Genomic DNA, 18,288 nt, shown 5'->3' with positions numbered 1-18,288 from the left:
GCGCCTCGGGCGCCGTGCCCCCGGCCGCGGCGGTGACGGGGCTCGCCGCGCTCGCCGTCCACGGGTTCGAGTCGGTGCCCCCGGCGGCGTCGCTGGACGCCGTCGACATCCTGGTGCCGCGCACCAGGAGGCTGCGCTCCACCGGGTTCGCGCGGCTGATCAGGACGGCCGCGATGCCGCAGCCCGAGCGCGTCGGCGGCATCGCCGTGGCGCCGGTCGCACGCGCACTCGCCGACGCCGTGGCCGCTCTCACCGACGCCGGCCGCGTACGGCCGCTGCTCACCGAGGCCGTGCGCGACGGCTACTGCGAGCCGGGAGCGATCGTCAAGGAACTGGCCGAGGAGCGGCTGCTGTCCAGGCCGCACGTGGTGGGCGCGGTCGACGCGCTGCTCGCCGAGGGGCGTGCGCGCGCCGAGGAGCGGCTGTACGCGCTCGTGCGGCAGGGCGGCCTGCCCGAGCCGTTGTGGAACGTCGACCTGCGGCTGCCCGGCGGCCCCTACCTCGGCGGTGTGGACGCCTTCTGGCCCGAGCAGGCCGTCGCCGTCGAACTCGACACGCGCGCACCGCGGTTCTGCGGCAGCTTCGACGACGACGCACAGTGGGAGGCGTGCGCCGCCAAACGGGAACACCTGGAGCGGCTCGGGATCACCGTCGTCCACCTCACACCGAAGAAGCTGCGGGAGACGCCGGGACAGCAGGCCACCGTCGTGCGTACAGCGCTGACCGCGGCGGCCGAGCGCGAGCCCGCCGCCTACCTGGTCGTGCTACCGAGGTGACGGCGCCCCGGCGCGCCCGAGCGCGGGCCGCTCCCGCCATAGGCGCAGCGCCGTGTCGACCTGCTGGACGTGCGGGAGGTCCGCGACCGCGTCGAGCGGGTGCCAGGCGGCGAGGTCCGTCGACCCGTCGGCCTCCGGGCGCAGGGCACCGCCGGTGACCTCGCCCACGTAGAAGACGCGCAGCTCGTGGAAGCCGTCCCGCGTGTGCGAGTCGATCCCGAGGAGCGCGGTCATCCTGGACGCGTACCCGGTCTCCTCGCCGACCTCCCGCACGACGGTGTCCAGCGGGTCCTCGCCGTGGTCCATCCCCCCACCGGGCAGCGTCCACCGACCGGCGGCCGACCGGTCCCTGAGGTGCGGAACGAGACGGGAGAGGAGTATCCGCCCGTCGTCGTCCACGAGCACGGCATACGCGGCGACGCGAAGTGAGGTACGCACGGCGGCAGCGTACCCAGGCCACCGGCGGGGCCGCCCGCCCTTTTCCGCCGGCCCCCGCGGGCCCCCGGCCCGCCCCCGCGGTCGCCTGTCAGAAGCCGTGCGGCAGCCAGGGTGCCACGTCGGAGCCGAACGCGAGCGACGCCTCGGCGAGCGCGCCGGGACGCAGCTCCGTCACCCGCCCGGCGTCCGCCAGCGCGCGCAGCGTCACGCCTCCCAGATAGGCGGAGCCCAGCTCCCGTACGGTCAGCGCCAGGTCGGCGGCGTCCCCGGTGCGGGCGCAGACCGCGCCCTGCGCGTCGCCGCTCAGCCGCCAGCGCCCCTCGTTCCACGGGCAGAAGGCGTCGCGCACGTCGAGTACCACGTCGACGGGTGCCCGGTAGGCGCGTGCCGCGAGGGCGCCGCCCACGTCCACCGGACGCGCGTACGTGATGTCGCGCACCCGCAGCGCGCAGCGGCGCACGTCGGACAGGAGGTGCAGCACCGGATCGTCCACCGGGCAGTTGCCCACGGACACCGTCCACGTCAGGTCGATCTCGCACAGGAAGCGCCACAGCGCCGCGTACGAGGCGGGGTCCCCGGCGTACACGTCGCGGACCCGCACCACGGACTTGGCGCCCGCCATGTCCGCCTCGCCCGTCACGTGGAAGAGGGCGAAGCCGGTGACCTCGCCGTCGCGCCGCGCGAGCACGCACTGGAGCGCGGAAGCGCCCGCGCGTTCCTCCGGCGGGTCCAGCAGTTGCAGCCGCTCCCAGCCGGGCTGCCGGGCGAGCATGCCCGGGCGCCGGGTCACCGCGCGGGCGTACACGTCCTCGATCGCGCGGCCCACCTCCGGGTCGGCGGGCGAGGCGTACCGCAGCTCCACCGCGTCCGCGGCCTCGGGAAGCGACGCGAGGCGCACGCGCGTGGTGTCGATCTCCATCGCGAGGCAGTTCGTCGCCAACCCGTACCCGAACCGTCCGTAGATGTCCGGTTCCGACGCGGTCAGGACGGCCATCGGCTCGCCGCGCTCGCGCACGTCGTCCAACTGCCGCCGCATCATGGACCGCAGCAGCCCGCGCCGCCGGTGCGTGGCCGCGACGGAGACCATGGTGACGCCCGCGGCCGGCACGAGCGAGCCGCCGGGGACGGACAGGCGGAACGAGAACGCGCCGGCCGTACCGACGCACTCCTCGCCGTCCCAGGCCCCCAGGGAACGGTCCGGCTCCGTCAGTTCGTCCAGCAGCTCGCGCTTTCGCGGGGGCTCTCCCGCCCCGCCGAACGCGCGCTCCAACGTCCCGTACCAGCGATCCCGGTCGTCCTTCCGCAGCACCCGCAGTTCTGTCATGCACCCATGCCTACCAGCCGCCCGCCGCCGTGACGATCCGATATCGAACACGCGGGGCCCCTCTGCACGGCGGGCGGACAGATCGATAGGGTCCACTCCAATGGCCGGTGTCGCGGAAGCGGAGTCGTCTACCGCCCGGATGCGCAGGAGACTGCACCGGGTGCGCATCTCCGTGCGCCGGGCCGGTGTCGACTGGTTCCGCGGCGAGGGATCCGACCTGATCGCCATGGTCGGCCTGCTGGCGCTCGTGCCCGCGATCGCCGTGACGACGCTCGCCGTCCCGATGTGGTGCGCGCCGGCCGCGCTCGCCGTACCGATCGTCGCGGGCGGCCTGCTGCTGCGGCCCGCCAGCCTGCTCGGCCTGTACGCGGCGTCCGCGGCTGCCCTGATCGTCGAGGCGATCGTGCTCGGCCCCTACCAGCACGGCCCCGCGCGCGTGACGCCCGGCACGGTGCTCGTGGTGGCGGCCTGCGGCCTCTTCGGCCTGCTGCTCGCCCAGTTCAGGGCGCGCGTCGGCGTGCCGTGGCGGCGCGGCGGCACCATGCTCTTCGACCTGCGCGAACGCATCCGCGTGCAGAGCGCCCTGCCGAGCCTGCCGGACGGCTGGTACCGGGAGTGGTCGCTGCGGCCCGCGGGCGGCCAGTCCTTCTCCGGCGACTTCGTCGTCGCGGCCCGCACGGGCGGCGGCCGGACGCTGGAGGTCGTCCTGACCGACGTGTCGGGCAAGGGCATGGACGCGGGCTCGCGCGCCCTGCTGCTCTCGGGCGCGTTCGGCGGGCTGCTCGGCTCGCTGCCGCCGCACGGCTTCCTGCCCGCGGCCAACGGCTACCTGCTGCGCCAGGACTGGGAAGAGGGGTTCGCGACCTCGATCCACCTCGTGCTCGACCTCGAATCCGGCGACTACGAACTCCTGTCGGCCGGCCACCTCCCGGCGCTCCAGCTGCACGCGGGCACCGGCAGATGGGAGGAGAAGTCCGGCGAGGGCCCGCTCCTCGGGGTCTACGACGGCGCCCAGTTCGACCCGGTGAAGGGCGCGCTGCGCCCCGGCGACGTGCTGATGCTCTTCACCGACGGCCTGGTGGAGGCGCCGGGCCGCGACCTGAGCGAGGGCATCGACCGCCTGACGGGCGCCGCCGACCGCTACGTGAAGGCGGGCTTCGAGGGCGCGTCCTGGCACCTGATCGAGACGGTCGCGAAGGACGTCAACGACGACCGAGCCCTGCTCCTGCTCACCCGCGACGCCGACACGGCACCATGACCCCCACCTGGCGCACCCTCGCGGCGCGCCAGTTCGCGCTCCTGCGCGCCGACCTGACCGCGCTGTACGCGAACGCGCAGGACCACTGGCTGCACGCCGTGCCCCCGTACCCGCCGGGCGCCAACACACCCGCGTGGCTGGTCTGGCACATCGCGCGCGGCCAGGACCGGAACCCTCCGAACTTCTCGGCCGCGCCCAGCTCTGGACGGCGGACGGCTGGGCGGGCCGTTTCGAGCGGCCGTGGGACCCCGCCGACACCGGGCTCGGCCACACCGCGGCGCAGGCCGCCGCCTTCCGCGTCCCGCCGCCGGCCGGCGAGCACCTCGCCGCGTACGCGTCGGCGGCGCACGCCCGCACGCTGGCTTACCTGGCGGCCGCCCCGCCGGACGACGCGGCGCGCCTCGTGACGAGCCCCACGCTGCGCAACACCCACACCGTGGAGGAGCGCCTGGCCGCCCTGGTGCGTGACGGGTTCGAGCATGTGGGGCAGTTGCGCGCTCAGTCCTGAGGGCGGAACGCCCAGCCCATGTCGGGTTCCACGGCCCAGCGGAAGGTCCGACGCACCGGTGGGCTGCACAGCAGCGTCACCGCCACCGCCGCCAGCAACGTGACGACGACCTCGCCCGCGGGCGCGCTCAGCCACGGGTGGTCGTCGAAGACCCCCGCGAAACCGGCGCCCTTGATCAGGAAGCCGTGCAGCAGATAGCCGCAGATGGTGCCCGCGCCGAGCACGGTGAACCACATGGGCCGGTTCGGCACCCACGACAGGAAGCACGCGGTCAGCGCCAGCGAGCAGGCGAACAGCCCGAGCTGCATCGCGGGCCCCGTCCACCAGGCGTGGCCGAGATCCTCCGCGCTGGTGTTGTGGTAGAGCCAGCCGGACGCGAACCTCGGCGCGATCCAGTACGCGAAGGCCACCGCGCACACGAAGACGGGCGCGCTCAGCAGCCGCACCTCGCGCCGCCGCACCAGCCGAAAGTGCTCGGGCTTCAGGCAGAGCCCGAGCACGAAGTACGGCAGGAACTGCAGCACGCGGGGGAGTGCGAGGTCGCCGCTGATCGACGGGCAGAACGACGCGAGCATCGCGATGACGAGCGCCACCGGCAGCGGATGCCGGATCGCCCGCCACAGCGGCGTCGTCAGCCGCCAGACGAACAGCGCGATCAGGAACCAGGTCAGGAACCACGGGTCCTGGAGGCTGACGGTCAGGTGGTGCGGCTTCTCGCCGGCCCACCGCAGCAGCGAGTACGCCGTCTCGAAGACGATGTACGGCACGGCGACGCCGGTCACCAGCCGCTTCAGCTGACGCGGCGTCGCGGTGAAGCTGCGCGAGAAGTAGCCGGAGATGATGATGAAGGCCGGCATGTGGAACGTGTAGACGACCATGTACAGCGCCTTGGTCGCCCGGCTGCCGTCCATGAGCGGCTCCCACGAGTGGGCCACGGCCACGAGCACGATCGCCAGGTACTTGGCGTTGTCGAAGAATGCCTCGCGCCGCTTCGGACGCGGCGCTTCGACCGCGGTCCGCGCGGCGGGACCGCTCGGATCCGGCGGCGTGTCGGCCACCACTGCCGATGCGTTCGCGACGGCCGTATTCGCCGATTCCTGGCTGCCGTTACCCGGCCCGGAAGCCTTCTCGTATCCCTGTGACGCCTGAACCATTCGACGCACCTTAGACGGGTCCAATGCAATCGGTAAAACCACCCTGCCGACCGGCAAGGTGGAAAAGGGAACGAACCCCGACCACCCCCATTGCCCCGATTAATCCGTATTGAATCGGGCAAACCGCCACCGATTCAAAGGCTCGGCGATGCGCACGCATTCCCGTTTCGGATGCCCGTGCGCTTACCGTTCACACCTCCTGTGAATTATCTGTGTGACCCAGGAAACGATTGCGCGAGATCGTTGGTGATTCCCCTACGCATTGATCATGCGCGTCCGGCCGCCGACGGCGGTACGTTGCGGATGCGACGGTTTGCGGCGCCTCGGGGATGGCGCGTTCTGGTCGTCGATGATGCGTCACCCGGCAGCGCGCACACAGAGGTTGATGGCACCATGGTGACCAGCGGGAAGCGACATGCGCGCGCTCCCGCGGCCGGCTAGGCGGACCGACCGAGGGTGTGATCAGTTATGGCCGTTTCAGTGTCCGTGGCGGTGGTGTTGGCGATCATCCTTGTGCTGATGATCCGCGGTAAGTCCATCAAGGCCGGGCCCGCCATCGTGGCGATCCTGTTCGGCTTCTTCCTTGCCTCGACGAACATCGCGCCGTCCGTGAACAGGTTCATGAACTCGGTGGCCGACAGCATCAGCCAGATCCACTTCTGAGGATCGAGAACGGCCCGGCCGGCGAGGAAATCGCCGACCGGGCCGTGGTCGTACGTACAGGGCGCGGAAGGAGCGCGCGTGCCCGGTGCGCTCACCGGCCCGGGCCGGCCTTACGGCCGTGGGCTCTCCGAGACCGTAAGCAGGACGCTCGTCGTGGGCCGGATGTTGCCGTAGATGTCCGGACTCAGTTGGACAGTGATGTCGACGGTGTCTTCCTGCCTGCCCAGCCCCTCACGCTGCTTGTCGATGAGGACGGCGGGTGCCTGAATCGGGGCGGCTTTCCCGCACAATCCGAGGTGCGAGGGGTCGGCGCCGACGTCACCGAGGGCGAACCGTCCGTCGTCGAGGGTGTGCAGCCCCTCAGTCACGATCTTGTACTTCCGAAGATATGCCTGCATCGCGTGCGAGGTGCTGCGGAAGGTCACGGCCAGACGGACATCTCCGGGCGCCGCCGTGGAGTGCGTGACGTAGTGCACGTTCTCGGCGCCGTCAGGCAGAGGAAGACGTACGACGTCGAGCTCCTGTTGCAACGGAACATCGCTCCCCGCACAAGCCCGCGCGTCACCGAACGGATAGCCCCTGTTCAGGGATCCCAGCCACCCACCTACGCCCAGCGCCAGCAGGGCGCATCCGCTGCCGGCCACCCACCACTGCCGCCGCATGAGATCCCCCTCCCACCGTGCGGTGCCGATGGCCGCACAGTAGCGGTCTCCCACGATCCGCCGCCGATGCCCTGATCCGGCCGGAGGAACGGCTGAGGCCCAGGCAGAGGAGACACTCCTCTCACCTGGGCCTTCGCCATGTGGAGCGGGCGACGGGAATCGAACCCGCGTAGCTAGTTTGGAAGACTAGGGCTCTACCATTGAGCTACGCCCGCGCGAGCCCGGAAACCCTCAGGGGGACCGAGCGCGTACGCAGAGCATCGTAGCGGTTCCGGCACCCCGTTCGCACACGGGTGTGCGGGCCGGGGTCGCCCGCCCCGCGAAACGGGTTCCGACGCAGTGCCTCCGGGCATGTACCCTACGTGTCGCACCGACGGGGTGTGGCGCAGCTTGGTAGCGCGTCCGCTTTGGGAGCGGAAGGTCGTCGGTTCGAATCCGGCCACCCCGACCAGCCGCGCACGTGCGGCCGCGCACGTGCGCGCATCAGGAAGATCGCGTTGTGGGCCTCTTCATGCTTGCGGTTACTATGCAAGCTGCGTGCCCGCGTGTCTGACGAGTCTCCGAGGACCCCAAGAGCCGGGCCGATGTGCAGGCCGACGCCGATCATGAGCGCGCGGCATGCGAATCCCAGAATCAGCCACCAAGGAGACCGAACCGTGAAGAGCGCCGTGGAGACCCTGAACCCGACCCGGGTTCGGCTCACTGTCGAGGTGCCCTTCGAGGAGCTCAAGGACAGCCTCGACGCGGCGTACAAGAAGATCAACCAGCAGGTCACGGTGAAGGGCTTCCGCAAGGGCAAGATCCCGGCCCGCGTCATCGACCAGCGGTTCGGCCGCGGTGCTGTGCTGGAGGAGGCCGTCAACGACGCCCTTCCGAAGTTCTACACCGACGCGGTCAACGAGGGTGAGCTGAACGTGCTCGGCCAGCCCGAGGTCGACATCAAGGAGCTGAAGGACGGCGAGCTGCTCTCCTTCACCGCCGAGGTCGACGTCCGCCCCGAGATCACGATCCCCGACTACTCCGGCATCGAGGTCACCGTCGACGCCGCCGAGGTCAGCGACGAGGACGTGGACAAGTCGGTCGAGCAGCTGCGCGACCGCTTCGCCTCCACCAGCGCCGTCGAGCGCGCCGCCGCCGACGGCGACGTCGTGACGGTCGACCTGGAGGCCAAGATCGACGGCGAGGTCCTCGAGGACGGCGTCGCGAACGGCATCGACTACGTGATCGGCTCCGGCGACCTGCTCGACGGCATCGACGATGCGGTCACCGGCCTGGAGGCCGGCGGCGAGGCCACCTTCACGTCCGAGCTCAAGGGCGGCTCGGCCGAGGGCAAGGCGGCCGAGGTCACCGTCAAGGTCACCGAGGTCAAGGCCCGCGAGCTGCCCGAGCTCGACGACGACTTCGCGCAGACCGCCAGCGAGTTCGACACGCTCGAGGAGCTCAGGGCGGACAGCCGCAAGCGTCTGGTGTCGATGAAGCAGTACGACCAGGCCACGCAGGCGCAGGAGCGCGTGCTCGACGAGCTGCTCAAGCTCGTCGAGGTGCCGGTGCCCGAGAAGCTGCTCGCGGACGAGATCGAGACCCGCACGCACAACCTCGAGAACCACCAGCTGCCGCAGATGGGCATGGACCTCGCGCAGTACCTCCAGATCCAGGGCAAGACCCGGGAGGAGTTCGACTCCGAGACCGAGGAGCAGGCGGTCAAGGGGATCAAGACTCAGTTCATCCTGGACGAGCTCGTCAACCGGGAGAAGCTGAACGTGAACCAGGAGGAGCTCACCGAGCACCTCATGCGCCGCGCGCAGTCCTCCGGCATGAGCCCCGACCAGTTCGCCCAGGCGGTCGTCGAGGGCGGCCAGGTGCCGATGCTGGTCGGCGAGGTCGCCCGCGGCAAGGCGCTCGCCGCGGTCGTGGAGGCGGCGAAGGTCGTCGACACGAACGGCGAGACGGTCGACCTCGACGACGACGAGGACGACGACGAGGCCGCCGAGGCGGCCACGGAGACGGTCGAGGCGGCGGAGTCCGCCGAGGCCCCCGCCTCCGAGTCCGGCGACGACGAGGCCAAGCCCACCGCCTGACCCGCACCGCACGCACGACGGGCCCCGGACGCACCACGTCCGGGGCCCGTCTCGTTTGGCCCTGGTCGCCCCGAGGGGCCGCCACGCGGTGCGGGGGCGCGGGCGCGGGGCGCGGCCCCGCGGGGCCCGTACGCGCGTGCGGGGCGTCGCGCGTACGGGCCGGTGGGCGGGGGGCCGTCCGGCCCGGCCGGGCCCCGCGATACGGTCGGCGGCACCGCTCGCACGCGGGCCAACTACCTTGCGCTCCGAGCGAACAGCTACGGAACCGGGATGGCGCCCGCCGACCAGGGGGTTAGGGTCCATGAGTACGAGAGCCGGAGAAGCCGTCCGGGAGCAGACCGGCCGGCCTTTCGGATCTCGGGACGAAGACGCTGAGACGGCCGAGGCCGTCAGAGACGAGCAGGTGGACACGTGACGAATCTGATGCCGCACGCCGCAGGAGAGCCGTCCATCGGTGGAGGCCTCGGCGACCAGGTCTACAGTCGGCTGCTCGGCGAGCGGATCATCTTCCTCGGCCAGCAGGTCGACGATGACATCGCCAACAAGATCACCGCGCAGCTCCTCCTCCTCGCGGCCGAGCCCGAGAAGGACATCTACCTCTACATCAACAGCCCGGGTGGCTCCGTCACGGCGGGCATGGCCGTCTACGACACCATGCAGTACATCCCGAACGACGTCGTGACGATCGGCATGGGCCTCGCGGCGTCCATGGGCCAGTTCCTGCTGACCGGCGGCACCGCGGGCAAGCGGTTCGCGCTGCCGAACACCGACATCCTCATGCACCAGGGCTCCGCCGGCCTCGGCGGTACCGCGTCCGACATCAAGATCCAGGCCCAGCAGCTGCTGCGCACCAAGAAGCGCATGGCCGAGATCACGGCGCGGCACACCGGCCAGACCGAGGAGACGATCATCCGCGACGGTGACCGCGACCGCTGGTTCTCCGCCGAGGAGGCCAGGGAGTACGGCATCATCGACGAGATCATCACCGCTGCTTCGGGTGTCCCGGGCGGCGGCGGCACTGGGGCCTGAGGGCCCCGTCCTCCCCGTCATCAAGACCGTCCTCCGCAGGTCACCCAAGGTCACAGGAATGGTGAACACCCAGATGAACGACTACTCCGCGAGCGGCCTTTACACGGGCCCTCAGGTGGACAACCGGTACGTGGTCCCGCGCTTCGTCGAGCGCACCTCGCAGGGCGTGCGCGAGTACGACCCGTACGCCAAGCTGTTCGAGGAGCGCGTGATCTTCCTCGGCGTGCAGATCGACGACGCGTCCGCCAACGACGTCATGGCGCAGCTGCTGTGCCTGGAGTCGATGGACCCGGACCGCGACATCTCCATCTACATCAACAGCCCCGGCGGCTCGATGACGGCCCTCACCGCCATCTACGACACGATGCAGTTCGTGAAGCCGGACATCCAGACGGTCTGCATGGGCCAGGCGGCCTCCGCCGCGGCCGTGCTGCTGGCCGCCGGCACGCCGGGCAAGCGCCTCGCGCTGCCCAACGCGCGCGTGCTGATCCACCAGCCGTCCAGCCAGACGGGGCGCGAGCAGCTCTCCGACCTGGAGATCGCGGCCAACGAGATCCTGCGCATGCGCTCGCAGCTCGAGGAACTGCTGGCGAAGCACTCCACGACCCCGATCGAGAAGATCAGGGACGACATCGAGCGCGACAAGATCCTCACCGCTGAGGAGTCGCTCGCGTACGGTCTGGTCGACCAGATCGTGTCGACCCGCAAGACCACGGCCGCCGCGGCGGCTTGACCCGGCGCACCCTTGGCGCGGCTGGTCACAGGCGCCCCGCCGGCCCCGCACGGTCCGCGTACCGTGCGCCACGGCCGGGCGGGAGCGTGGTGAACCGCGCCAAGGGGGGCCCGAACACGGGGCCGGGCAAGGTACCGTCGGGTATGAGGCACAGGAGCCGCTGAACCAGGCTGCTCCCAGGCGAAGGGGATCCACCTCGTGGCACGCATCGGTGATGGCGGCGACCTGCTCAAGTGCTCGTTCTGCGGCAAGAGCCAGAAGCAGGTGAAGAAGCTCATCGCAGGGCCCGGTGTGTACATCTGCGACGAGTGCATCGACCTCTGCAACGAGATCATCGAGGAGGAGCTCGCCGAGACCTCCGAGGTGCGGTGGGAGGAACTGCCCAAGCCGCGCGAGATCTACGAGTTCCTCGAGGGGTACGTCGTCGGGCAGGAGCCCGCGAAGAAGGCCCTGTCGGTGGCGGTCTACAACCACTACAAGCGGGTGCAGGCGGGTGAGAACGGCGGCGGCTCGGGCCGTGAGGACGCGATCGAGCTCGGCAAGTCGAACATCCTGCTGCTCGGGCCGACCGGTTCGGGCAAGACGCACCTCGCGCAGACGCTCGCCCGCATGCTCAACGTGCCGTTCGCGATCGCCGACGCGACCGCGCTGACGGAGGCCGGGTACGTCGGCGAGGACGTCGAGAACATCCTGCTCAAGCTCATCCAGGCCGCCGACTACGACGTCAAGAAGGCCGAGACCGGCATCGTCTACATCGACGAGATCGACAAGGTCGCGCGCAAGAGCGAGAACCCGTCGATCACGCGCGACGTGTCGGGCGAGGGCGTCCAGCAGGCGCTGCTGAAGATCCTGGAGGGCACCACCGCCTCCGTCCCGCCGCAGGGCGGACGCAAGCATCCGCACCAGGAGTTCATCCAGATCGACACGACGAACGTGCTGTTCATCGTGGGCGGTGCCTTCGCCGGCCTGGAGAAGATCGTCGAGGCGCGCGCGGGTGCCAAGGGCATCGGCTTCGGCGCGACGATCCGCTCCAAGCGGGAGATCGAGGAGCGCGACCTCTTCCAGGAGGTCATGCCGGAGGATCTGGTGAAGTTCGGGATGATCCCGGAGTTCATCGGCCGCCTCCCCGTCATCACCTCCGTGCACCACCTGGACCGCGAGGCGCTCAAGCGCATCCTGGTCGAGCCGCGCCACGCCTTGGTCAAGCAGTACCAGCGGCTGTTCGAACTGGACGGTGCCGAGCTGGAGTTCGACGAGTCGGCGCTCGAAGCCGTCGCGGACCAGGCCATCCTGCGCGGCACGGGCGCGCGCGGCCTGCGGGCGATCCTCGAAGAGGTCCTCATGTCGGTGATGTACGAGGTGCCGTCGCGCAAGGACGTGGCACGCGTGGTCATCACGGAGGAGGTCGTGCACTCGCACGTCAACCCGACGCTGGTGCCGCGAGAGCCGAGGATCGTCAAGAACGACGGCCGGCACGAGAAGTCCGCCTGACGGGCGTCCGTCCGGCCGGCTCAGGGCCGGCCTGACGGACGCCTGGCGTCAGGCCTTGACGCGCACGTCGTTGCGGAGCTTCAGCGTGAGGGCCGCGGCGTCCGCGACCGGCTCGGACTTGCCCGTGGCGATGGACGCGATGTCGATGTGGACGGTGAAGCCGAGCGTGCTGTGGTCGGCCCACGCGCACAACGGCATCGTGAACTCCTTGGGCCCCGACATCGCACCGCTGCCGGCGTCCGGGTTGGGCGTCTTGACGATCTGGCACTCCATGACGGCGGCGTCCTTGAGGCCGGCCGGCTTGACCTCTTTGGGCTGCCCCACCATCTGGCCGTTCTTCTGGCTCTTCGACTCCTTCTTCATGTCGGCGAAGAATGAGTCCAGCGTCTTGCGGGGATCGTCGATCTGCCCGTAAGCGCCGGTGAACTCCAGCAGCGATTGGGCGAGCGGGTTGGACTCGTCGCCCTTCATGTACGCGGAGGAGACGCCTTTGGCGTTCTTCACACCCATCTTCTTGGCGTCGTCCATGTTGTCCGGCGTCGGGGACGAACCGGTGTCCTTGGCGTCCTTCTTGTACTGGCCCCCCAGCACCGAGGCCGGCGTGACGAGCTTGTGCGGGCCGTCGTCCGCGACGTCGGAGCCGCTGCCGCCCGACGTCAGGAAGTACGCGCCGCCGGCGATCACGGCGCAGGCCACGACCACGGCCGCGACGATGAGGCCCGTCCGCTTTTTCTTCTGCGGGCCGCCCGCCGGGCCGCCCACGTAGGGCGCGGCGCCGTACGGCGGCTGTCCTGGCTGGCCCGGCTGGCCCGGCTGCCCGTACGGGTTCTGCCCGTAGGGCGGCTGTCCCGGCTGTCCCGGCTGTCCCGGCTGGCCCGGTTGTCCCGGCTGCCCGTACGGCTGCTGCGGCTGCCCCGGCTGCGCGTACGGGTTGGGCCCGTCCTGCCCGCCCTGCTGCGGCGGCGCTCCGTAGGGGCCGGGCTGTGCCGGGACGCCCGGCTGCTGCGGGTAGCCGTATCCCGGCTGCGGTCCGCCCTGGGGCGGCTGTCCGCCCTGCGGGGGCTGCCCGTAGGGGCCGGACTGGCCGTAGGGCCCGGGCTGCTGCGGCTGCTGAGGCTGCGGCCCCCCGTAAGGCCCGGGCTGATCGTTGCTCATGTCGTCGGTTCCCCTCCGAATGGATGTGACTCGGAACATCCTGTCGGATGTGAGCACGACATGTGTCCTCCGGGGCGGGACCTTTACGGCCGCGGGCGCCCCGCAATCGGTTTCGGGACGCGCCCGTGACACCTCTAAACTGAACCGGTGACCGAGAACTCAGCGCAGCAGCCGACAGCAGGCCCCCGTGAATTGCCGACGCAGTACGCGCCGGCGGATGTAGAGGGGCCGCTGTACGAGCGCTGGGTAGAGCGTGGTTACTTCGAGGCGGACGCGTCGAGCGACAAGCCCCCGTACACGATCGTCATCCCCCCGCCGAACGTCACGGGATCCCTGCACCTCGGCCACGCCTTCCAGCACACGCTGATGGACGCCCTCACGCGCCGCAAGCGCATGCAGGGCTACGAGGCGCTGTGGCTGCCCGGCATGGACCACGCGGGCATCGCCACGCAGAACAAGGTCGAGCAGCAGCTCGCCGAGGAGGGCAAGTCGCGCCACGACGTCGGGCGCGAGGAGTTCGTCCGCCGCACTTGGCGGTGGAAGGACGAGTACGGCGGCCGGATCCTCGGGCAGATGCGCCGCCTGGGCGACGGCGTCGACTGGTCGCGCGAGCGCTTCACGATGGACGAGGGGCTGTCGAAGGCCGTCCTCACCATCTTCAAGAAGCTCTACGACGACGACCTGATCTACCGCGCCGAGCGCATCATCAACTGGTGCCCCCGCTGCCTCACCGCCATCTCCGACATCGAGGTGGACTACCAGGACGACGAGGGCGAGCTGGTCTCGCTCAAGTACGGCGAGGGCGACGAGACGGTCGTCGTCGCGACGACCCGCGTCGAGACGATGCTCGGCGACACGGCCGTCGCGGTCCACCCCGAGGACGAGCGGTACGCGCACCTCATCGGCAAGCGGATCAAGCTGCCGCTGACGGACCGCACGATCCCCGTCGTCGCGGACGGGCACGTCGACCCCGAGTTCGGTACGGGCGCCGTCAAGGTGACCCCGGCGCACGACCCCAACGACTTCGCGATCGGCCGCCGCCACGGCCTGGAGTCGCTGACGGTCATGGACGAGCGCGCGGTGATCACCGTGCCGGGGCCTTTCCAGGGCCTCGACCGCTTCGAGGCGCGCGCCGCGATCGTCGAGGCGCTGCGCGAGCAGGGCAGGATCGTCGCGGAGAAGCGCCCCTACGTGCACAGCGTCGGCCACTGCTCGCGGTGCCGCACGACCATCGAGCCGCGCCTGTCGCTTCAGTGGTGGGTCAAGGTCGAGCCGCTGGCGAAGGCCGCGGGCGACGCGGTGCGCGACGGCCGGGTGAGGATCCACCCGGAGGAGCTGTCGAAGCGCTACTTCGACTGGGTCGACAACATGCACGACTGGACGATCTCGCGCCAGCTGTGGTGGGGCCACCGCATCCCCGTCTGGTACGGGCCGAACGGCGAGACGGTCTGCGTCGGCCCCGACGACGAGGCGCCCACGGGCGAGGGGTGGACGCAGGACACGGACGTCCTCGACACCTGGTTCTCGTCCGGGCTCTGGCCGTTCTCGACGCTCGGCTGGCCGGACGAGACCGCGTCGCTGGAGAAGTTCTACCCGACGGACGTCCTGCTCACGGGCCACGACATCATCTTCTTCTGGGTCGCCAGGATGATGATGTTCGGCCTGTACGCGATGGACGGCGTCCCGCCGTTCCACACGATCGCGCTGACGGGCCTCGTCCGCGACGAGCACGGCAAGAAGATGTCCAAGTCCTTCGGCAATGTCGTGGACCCGCTCGACTGGATGGACGCGTACGGCGCCGACGCGGTCCGCTTCACGCTCGCCAGGGGCGCCAACCCCGGCGCTGACGTGCCGATCGGCGAGGACTGGGTCCAGGCGTCGAGGAACTTCGCCAACAAGGTGTGGAACGCGACGCGCTTCGCCCTGATGAACGGCGCGACCGTGGAGGGCGAACTGCCGCCCGCCGAGAAGCTGTCCGCGACGGACCGGTGGATCCTGTCCCGGCTCAACCGCACGGTCGATGCCGTCGACGCGTACTACGACGACTACCAGTTCGCGAAGGCGAGCGACGCGCTCTACCACTTCGCGTGGGACGAGGTCTTCGACTGGTACGTCGAGCTGTCGAAGACGACGTTCGCCGCCGGGGGCGACGGCGCAGCCGCATCCCGCCGGGTCCTCGGCGAGGTCCTCGACGTCACCCTGCGCCTGCTGCACCCGGTGATGCCGTTCGTGACGGACACCCTGTGGACGACGCTGACCGGCCGCGAGTCGGTGGTCGTCGCCGAGTGGCCCGCCGACAGCGGCTTCCGCGACGAGGCGGCCGAGCGGGAGATCGAGCTGCTCCAGGAGGTGACGACGGAGGTCCGCCGCTTCCGCGCCGACCAGGGCCTGCAGCCCGGCCAGCGTGTCCCGGCCCGCCTCGACCTGTCGGGGACGTCCCTCGCGGCGCACGAGCCGGCGATCCGGCAGCTGCTGCGCCTCCAGCCGGAGGGCGACGGCTTCCAGGCGACGGCGACGCTGCCGATCGCCGGCGCGACGGTGGCGCTCGACCTGTCGGGCACCATCGACGTGGCGGCGGAGCGCAAGCGCCTCACCAAGGACCTGGGCGCTGCGGAGAAGGAGAAGGCGCAGGCCACGGCGAAGCTCGGCAACGAGGCGTTCCTCGCGAAGGCGCCCGACCAGGTGGTCGGCAAGATCCGTGGCCGCCTCGTCAAGGCGGAGGACGACATCGCCCGCATCACCGCGCAGCTGGCGAACCTCCCGGCCGCGTAGGCGCGCGGGGCCGCACTTCCCGGCCGCACTTCCCACGGGCAGAGCCGTGGGAAGTGCGGCGCCGGGCGGTCCGTAGACTGGACGGCGTGAGTGAGACCCCCCAGCACGGCGGCGACGGCGAGTACGGCGAAGACCCCGGCAGCACGGACGACGGCTTCGAGGACATCGTCGCGAACGAGACCACGCGCGACCCCGACCTCGCGGCCATCGAGGCCGGCAGCCGCACCCTCAGGGCGCAGGCCGGCCCGCCTGCCGGCGACATCCCGACGCGCCCCGAGGACCCCGAGGTCGACGCGGCGCTGCGCGCCGTGGAGCAGGAGCTCGCGGGCCGCTGGGGCGAGACGAAGCTCGACCCGTCCGTGGAGCGGATCAAGGCGCTGATGGACGTGCTGGGCGACCCCCAGCGCGGCTACCCGTCCATCCACATCACCGGCACCAACGGCAAGACGTCCACGGCCCGCATGATCGAGGCCCTGCTCGGCGCCTTCGACCTGCGCACCGGCCGCTACACCAGCCCGCACGTCCAGTCGATCACCGAGCGCATCAGCCTGGACGGCGCCCCGATCTCCGCCGAGCGCTTCATCGAGACGTACGCCGACGTCAAGCCGTACGTCGAGATGGTCGACGCCGCCAAGGAGTACCGGCTGTCGTTCTTCGAGGTGCTGACGGGCATGGCGTACGCCGCGTTCGCCGACGCGCCCGTCGACGCCGCCGTGGTCGAGGTCGGCATGGGCGGCACCTGGGACGCGACGAACGTCATCGACGCGGGCGTCGCCGTCGTCACCCCCATCGACCTGGACCACACCGACAGGCTCGGCTCGACGCCCGGCGAGATCGCGGGGGAGAAGTCCGGGATCATCAAGCGCGGCGCGACGCTGGTGCTCGCGCAGCAGCCGGTCGACGCGGCGCAGGTCATGCTGCGCAAGGCCACAGAACTCGACGCGACCGTGGCACGCGAGGGCCTGGAGTTCGGCGTGCTCGCCCGTGAGATCGCCGTCGGCGGGCAGCTGCTGACGCTGCGCGGCCTCGGCGGCGAGTACGGCGAGGTCTTCCTGCCGCTGTACGGCGCGCACCAGGCGCACAACGCGGCGGTGGCGCTCGCCGCCGTCGAGGCGTTCTTCGGCGTCGGCGCCCAGCGGCACGAGCCGCTCGACGTGGACACGGTGCGCAAGGCGTTCGCGTCGGTCGCCTCACCCGGCCGCCTGGAGGTCGTGCGGCGCTCGCCCACGGTCGTCCTGGACGCCGCGCACAACCCGGCGGGCGCACGCGCCGCCGCCGACGCCATCACCGAGGCGTTCGACTTCAACCGGCTGATCGGCGTGGTCGGCGCGAGCGCCGGCAAGGACGTCAAGGGCATCCTGGAGGCGCTGGAGCCGATCTGCGCCGAGCTCGTCGTCACCCGCAACTCCAGCCACCGCGCGATGGACGCCGACGAGCTCGCCGGCGTCGCGGTCGAGGTGTTCGGCGACGACCGCGTCCAGGTCGAGCCGCGGCTCGACGACGCGATCGAGGCGGCGATCACGCTCGCGGAGGAAGAGGGCGGGTTCGCGGGCGCGGGTGTGCTCGTGACCGGCTCGGTCATCACGGTCGGCGAGGCCCGGCTGCTGCTCAGGAGGGGCTGACACAAGGCCATGCGTACGCTCTGCTCGTCGACGCTGCTCGCCGAGTTCTTCGTCATCGGGTTCGCGGGCCTGGTCGCGATGAAGTCGGACTCGCTGACCATGACGGCCGTCTGGACCGTCTGCGGCGCCGCGATGGTGCTGTCGCTGCTGCTGTGCGGTGTGATCACCCGCCCCGGCGCGGTGCAGCTCGGCTGGGTGCTCCAGGTGGCGCTGCTGCTGAGCGGCTTCGTGGTCCCGGCGATGTTCATCCTGGGCGCCGCGTTCTGCGCGCTGTGGTGGGCGTCCGTGCACTACGGACGCATCGTCGACGTCCACAAGGCCCGCTGGGCCGAACTCGCGAAGACGCAGGAAGCCGAGGCGCCCCCGGGACCGCCCGCCACGGCCCCTCCGGCCCCGGCCCCCGCCGCCGACCACGCGCCCCCACCGGCCGAGTAACCCCACCCGGGGCCCCGCCCCGGCGGGTGCCCCGGGCCCGGTGGCGTGCCCGCCGCACCCCCATCGTCCCCCGCGCACGCCCCCGGCGCCACCCGGTGTCCCGCGACGGGTGGCTACGCTGGCGGCCATGGCCACGCTGATCCTCGTACGTCATGGACGCTCCACCGCCAACACCTCGGGCCTGCTCGCG

16 protein-coding genes and 2 tRNA genes are annotated in these 18,288 nt (G+C 71.0%); 12 read left to right on the top strand and 6 right to left on the bottom strand.

Translation table 11 applies throughout. The annotated features are described in order from the left end of the window. Window positions 1-776 (top strand): hypothetical protein (locus tag JFN87_RS25460; RefSeq protein ID WP_209343496.1); only part of this gene is annotated, 776 nt, incomplete at its 5' end. On the opposite strand, the gene JFN87_RS25455 is transcribed toward JFN87_RS25460, so the two are convergent. After that, window positions 765-1,214: an NUDIX hydrolase gene (locus JFN87_RS25455; protein ID WP_209343495.1), complete on the bottom strand. Its 450-nt coding sequence runs from the start codon at window positions 1,212-1,214 to the stop codon at window positions 765-767. The two genes, JFN87_RS25460 and JFN87_RS25455, sit on opposite strands and share 12 nt — an antisense overlap. Window positions 1,215-1,302: 88 nt before the next feature. Further along, on the bottom strand, window positions 1,303-2,538 hold the full coding sequence (locus JFN87_RS25450) for a GNAT family N-acetyltransferase (protein WP_209343493.1): 1,236 nt from the start codon (window positions 2,536-2,538) through the stop codon (window positions 1,303-1,305). Between the two features lie 100 nt (window positions 2,539-2,638). Here JFN87_RS25450 and JFN87_RS25445 point away from each other — a divergent pair, with 100 nt between their 5' ends. Both JFN87_RS25445 and JFN87_RS25440 read left to right on the top strand, forming a co-directional pair. Beyond that, a complete protein-coding gene (locus JFN87_RS25445; protein WP_209343491.1) occupies window positions 2,639-3,796 on the top strand; it encodes a PP2C family protein-serine/threonine phosphatase in 1,158 nt (385 codons plus the stop codon). Window positions 3,797-3,929: 133 nt separating this feature from the next. After that, window positions 3,930-4,304, top strand: a complete 375-nt coding sequence (locus JFN87_RS25440; RefSeq protein WP_209343488.1) for a DinB family protein — start codon at window positions 3,930-3,932, stop codon at window positions 4,302-4,304. On the opposite strand, the gene JFN87_RS25435 is transcribed toward JFN87_RS25440, so the two are convergent. Further along, complete coding sequence (locus JFN87_RS25435; RefSeq protein WP_209343486.1) at window positions 4,295-5,458, bottom strand: acyltransferase family protein; 1,164 nt, start codon at window positions 5,456-5,458, stop codon at window positions 4,295-4,297. The two genes, JFN87_RS25440 and JFN87_RS25435, sit on opposite strands and share 10 nt — an antisense overlap. 468 nt (window positions 5,459-5,926) lie before the next feature. On the opposite strand from JFN87_RS25435, the gene JFN87_RS25430 reads away from it, so the two are divergent. Next, window positions 5,927-6,121: a hypothetical protein gene (locus tag JFN87_RS25430; protein ID WP_209343484.1), complete on the top strand. Its 195-nt coding sequence runs from the start codon at window positions 5,927-5,929 to the stop codon at window positions 6,119-6,121. Window positions 6,122-6,231: 110 nt separating this feature from the next. Here JFN87_RS25430 and JFN87_RS25425 read toward each other — a convergent pair whose 3' ends face one another. Continuing rightward, complete coding sequence (locus JFN87_RS25425; RefSeq protein ID WP_209343483.1) at window positions 6,232-6,783, bottom strand: hypothetical protein; 552 nt, start codon at window positions 6,781-6,783, stop codon at window positions 6,232-6,234. Between the two features lie 141 nt (window positions 6,784-6,924). Then, window positions 6,925-6,998: transfer RNA gene (locus JFN87_RS25420), tRNA-Gly, on the bottom strand. 159 nt (window positions 6,999-7,157) lie between these two features. Here JFN87_RS25420 and JFN87_RS25415 point away from each other — a divergent pair. The 5 genes from JFN87_RS25415 (at window position 7,158) to clpX (ending at window position 12,114) form a co-directional block, all read left to right on the top strand. Continuing rightward, window positions 7,158-7,234 (top strand) — tRNA-Pro (locus JFN87_RS25415). Between the two features lie 205 nt (window positions 7,235-7,439). Continuing rightward, window positions 7,440-8,861 (top strand): trigger factor, encoded by a 1,422-nt coding sequence (tig, locus tag JFN87_RS25410; RefSeq protein WP_209343482.1) that lies wholly within the window; start codon window positions 7,440-7,442, stop codon window positions 8,859-8,861. 423 nt (window positions 8,862-9,284) lie between these two features. Continuing rightward, window positions 9,285-9,890 (top strand): ATP-dependent Clp protease proteolytic subunit, encoded by a 606-nt coding sequence (locus tag JFN87_RS25405; protein ID WP_030911608.1) that lies wholly within the window; start codon window positions 9,285-9,287, stop codon window positions 9,888-9,890. 58 nt (window positions 9,891-9,948) lie between these two features. Continuing rightward, window positions 9,949-10,623 (top strand): ATP-dependent Clp protease proteolytic subunit, encoded by a 675-nt coding sequence (locus tag JFN87_RS25400; protein WP_282961662.1) that lies wholly within the window; start codon window positions 9,949-9,951, stop codon window positions 10,621-10,623. Window positions 10,624-10,821: 198 nt separating this feature from the next. Beyond that, window positions 10,822-12,114: an ATP-dependent Clp protease ATP-binding subunit ClpX gene (gene clpX, locus JFN87_RS25395; protein ID WP_209343481.1), complete on the top strand. Its 1,293-nt coding sequence runs from the start codon at window positions 10,822-10,824 to the stop codon at window positions 12,112-12,114. Window positions 12,115-12,162: 48 nt separating this feature from the next. Here the strand turns inward: clpX and JFN87_RS25390 are convergent, their stop codons facing one another. Next, the gene (locus JFN87_RS25390; protein ID WP_209343480.1) at window positions 12,163-13,269 is read right to left on the bottom strand and encodes a hypothetical protein; all 1,107 of its coding nucleotides are present in this window, start codon (window positions 13,267-13,269) and stop codon (window positions 12,163-12,165) included. Between the two features lie 147 nt (window positions 13,270-13,416). Between JFN87_RS25390 and JFN87_RS25385 the strand changes: the two genes are divergently transcribed. The 3 genes from JFN87_RS25385 (at window position 13,417) to JFN87_RS25375 (ending at window position 18,098) form a co-directional block, all read left to right on the top strand. Beyond that, window positions 13,417-16,041, top strand: coding sequence for a valine--tRNA ligase (locus JFN87_RS25385; RefSeq protein ID WP_209343479.1), 2,625 nt, complete (start codon window positions 13,417-13,419; stop codon window positions 16,039-16,041). Window positions 16,042-16,205: 164 nt separating this feature from the next. Next, window positions 16,206-17,663, top strand: coding sequence for a bifunctional tetrahydrofolate synthase/dihydrofolate synthase (gene folC / locus JFN87_RS25380; RefSeq protein WP_209343498.1), 1,458 nt, complete (start codon window positions 16,206-16,208; stop codon window positions 17,661-17,663). Window positions 17,664-17,672: 9 nt separating this feature from the next. Next, window positions 17,673-18,098, top strand: coding sequence for a DUF4233 domain-containing protein (locus JFN87_RS25375; protein WP_209343478.1), 426 nt, complete (start codon window positions 17,673-17,675; stop codon window positions 18,096-18,098). The last annotated feature ends 190 nt before the right edge of the window (window positions 18,099-18,288 follow it).

The organism is Streptomyces montanisoli (assembly GCF_017813245.1).
GTDB classification, from domain to species: Bacteria; Actinomycetota; Actinomycetes; order Streptomycetales; family Streptomycetaceae; genus Streptomyces; species Streptomyces montanisoli.
Note: the sequence above shows the minus strand (reverse complement) of the source record. Positions and strands in the feature narration are given on the sequence as shown.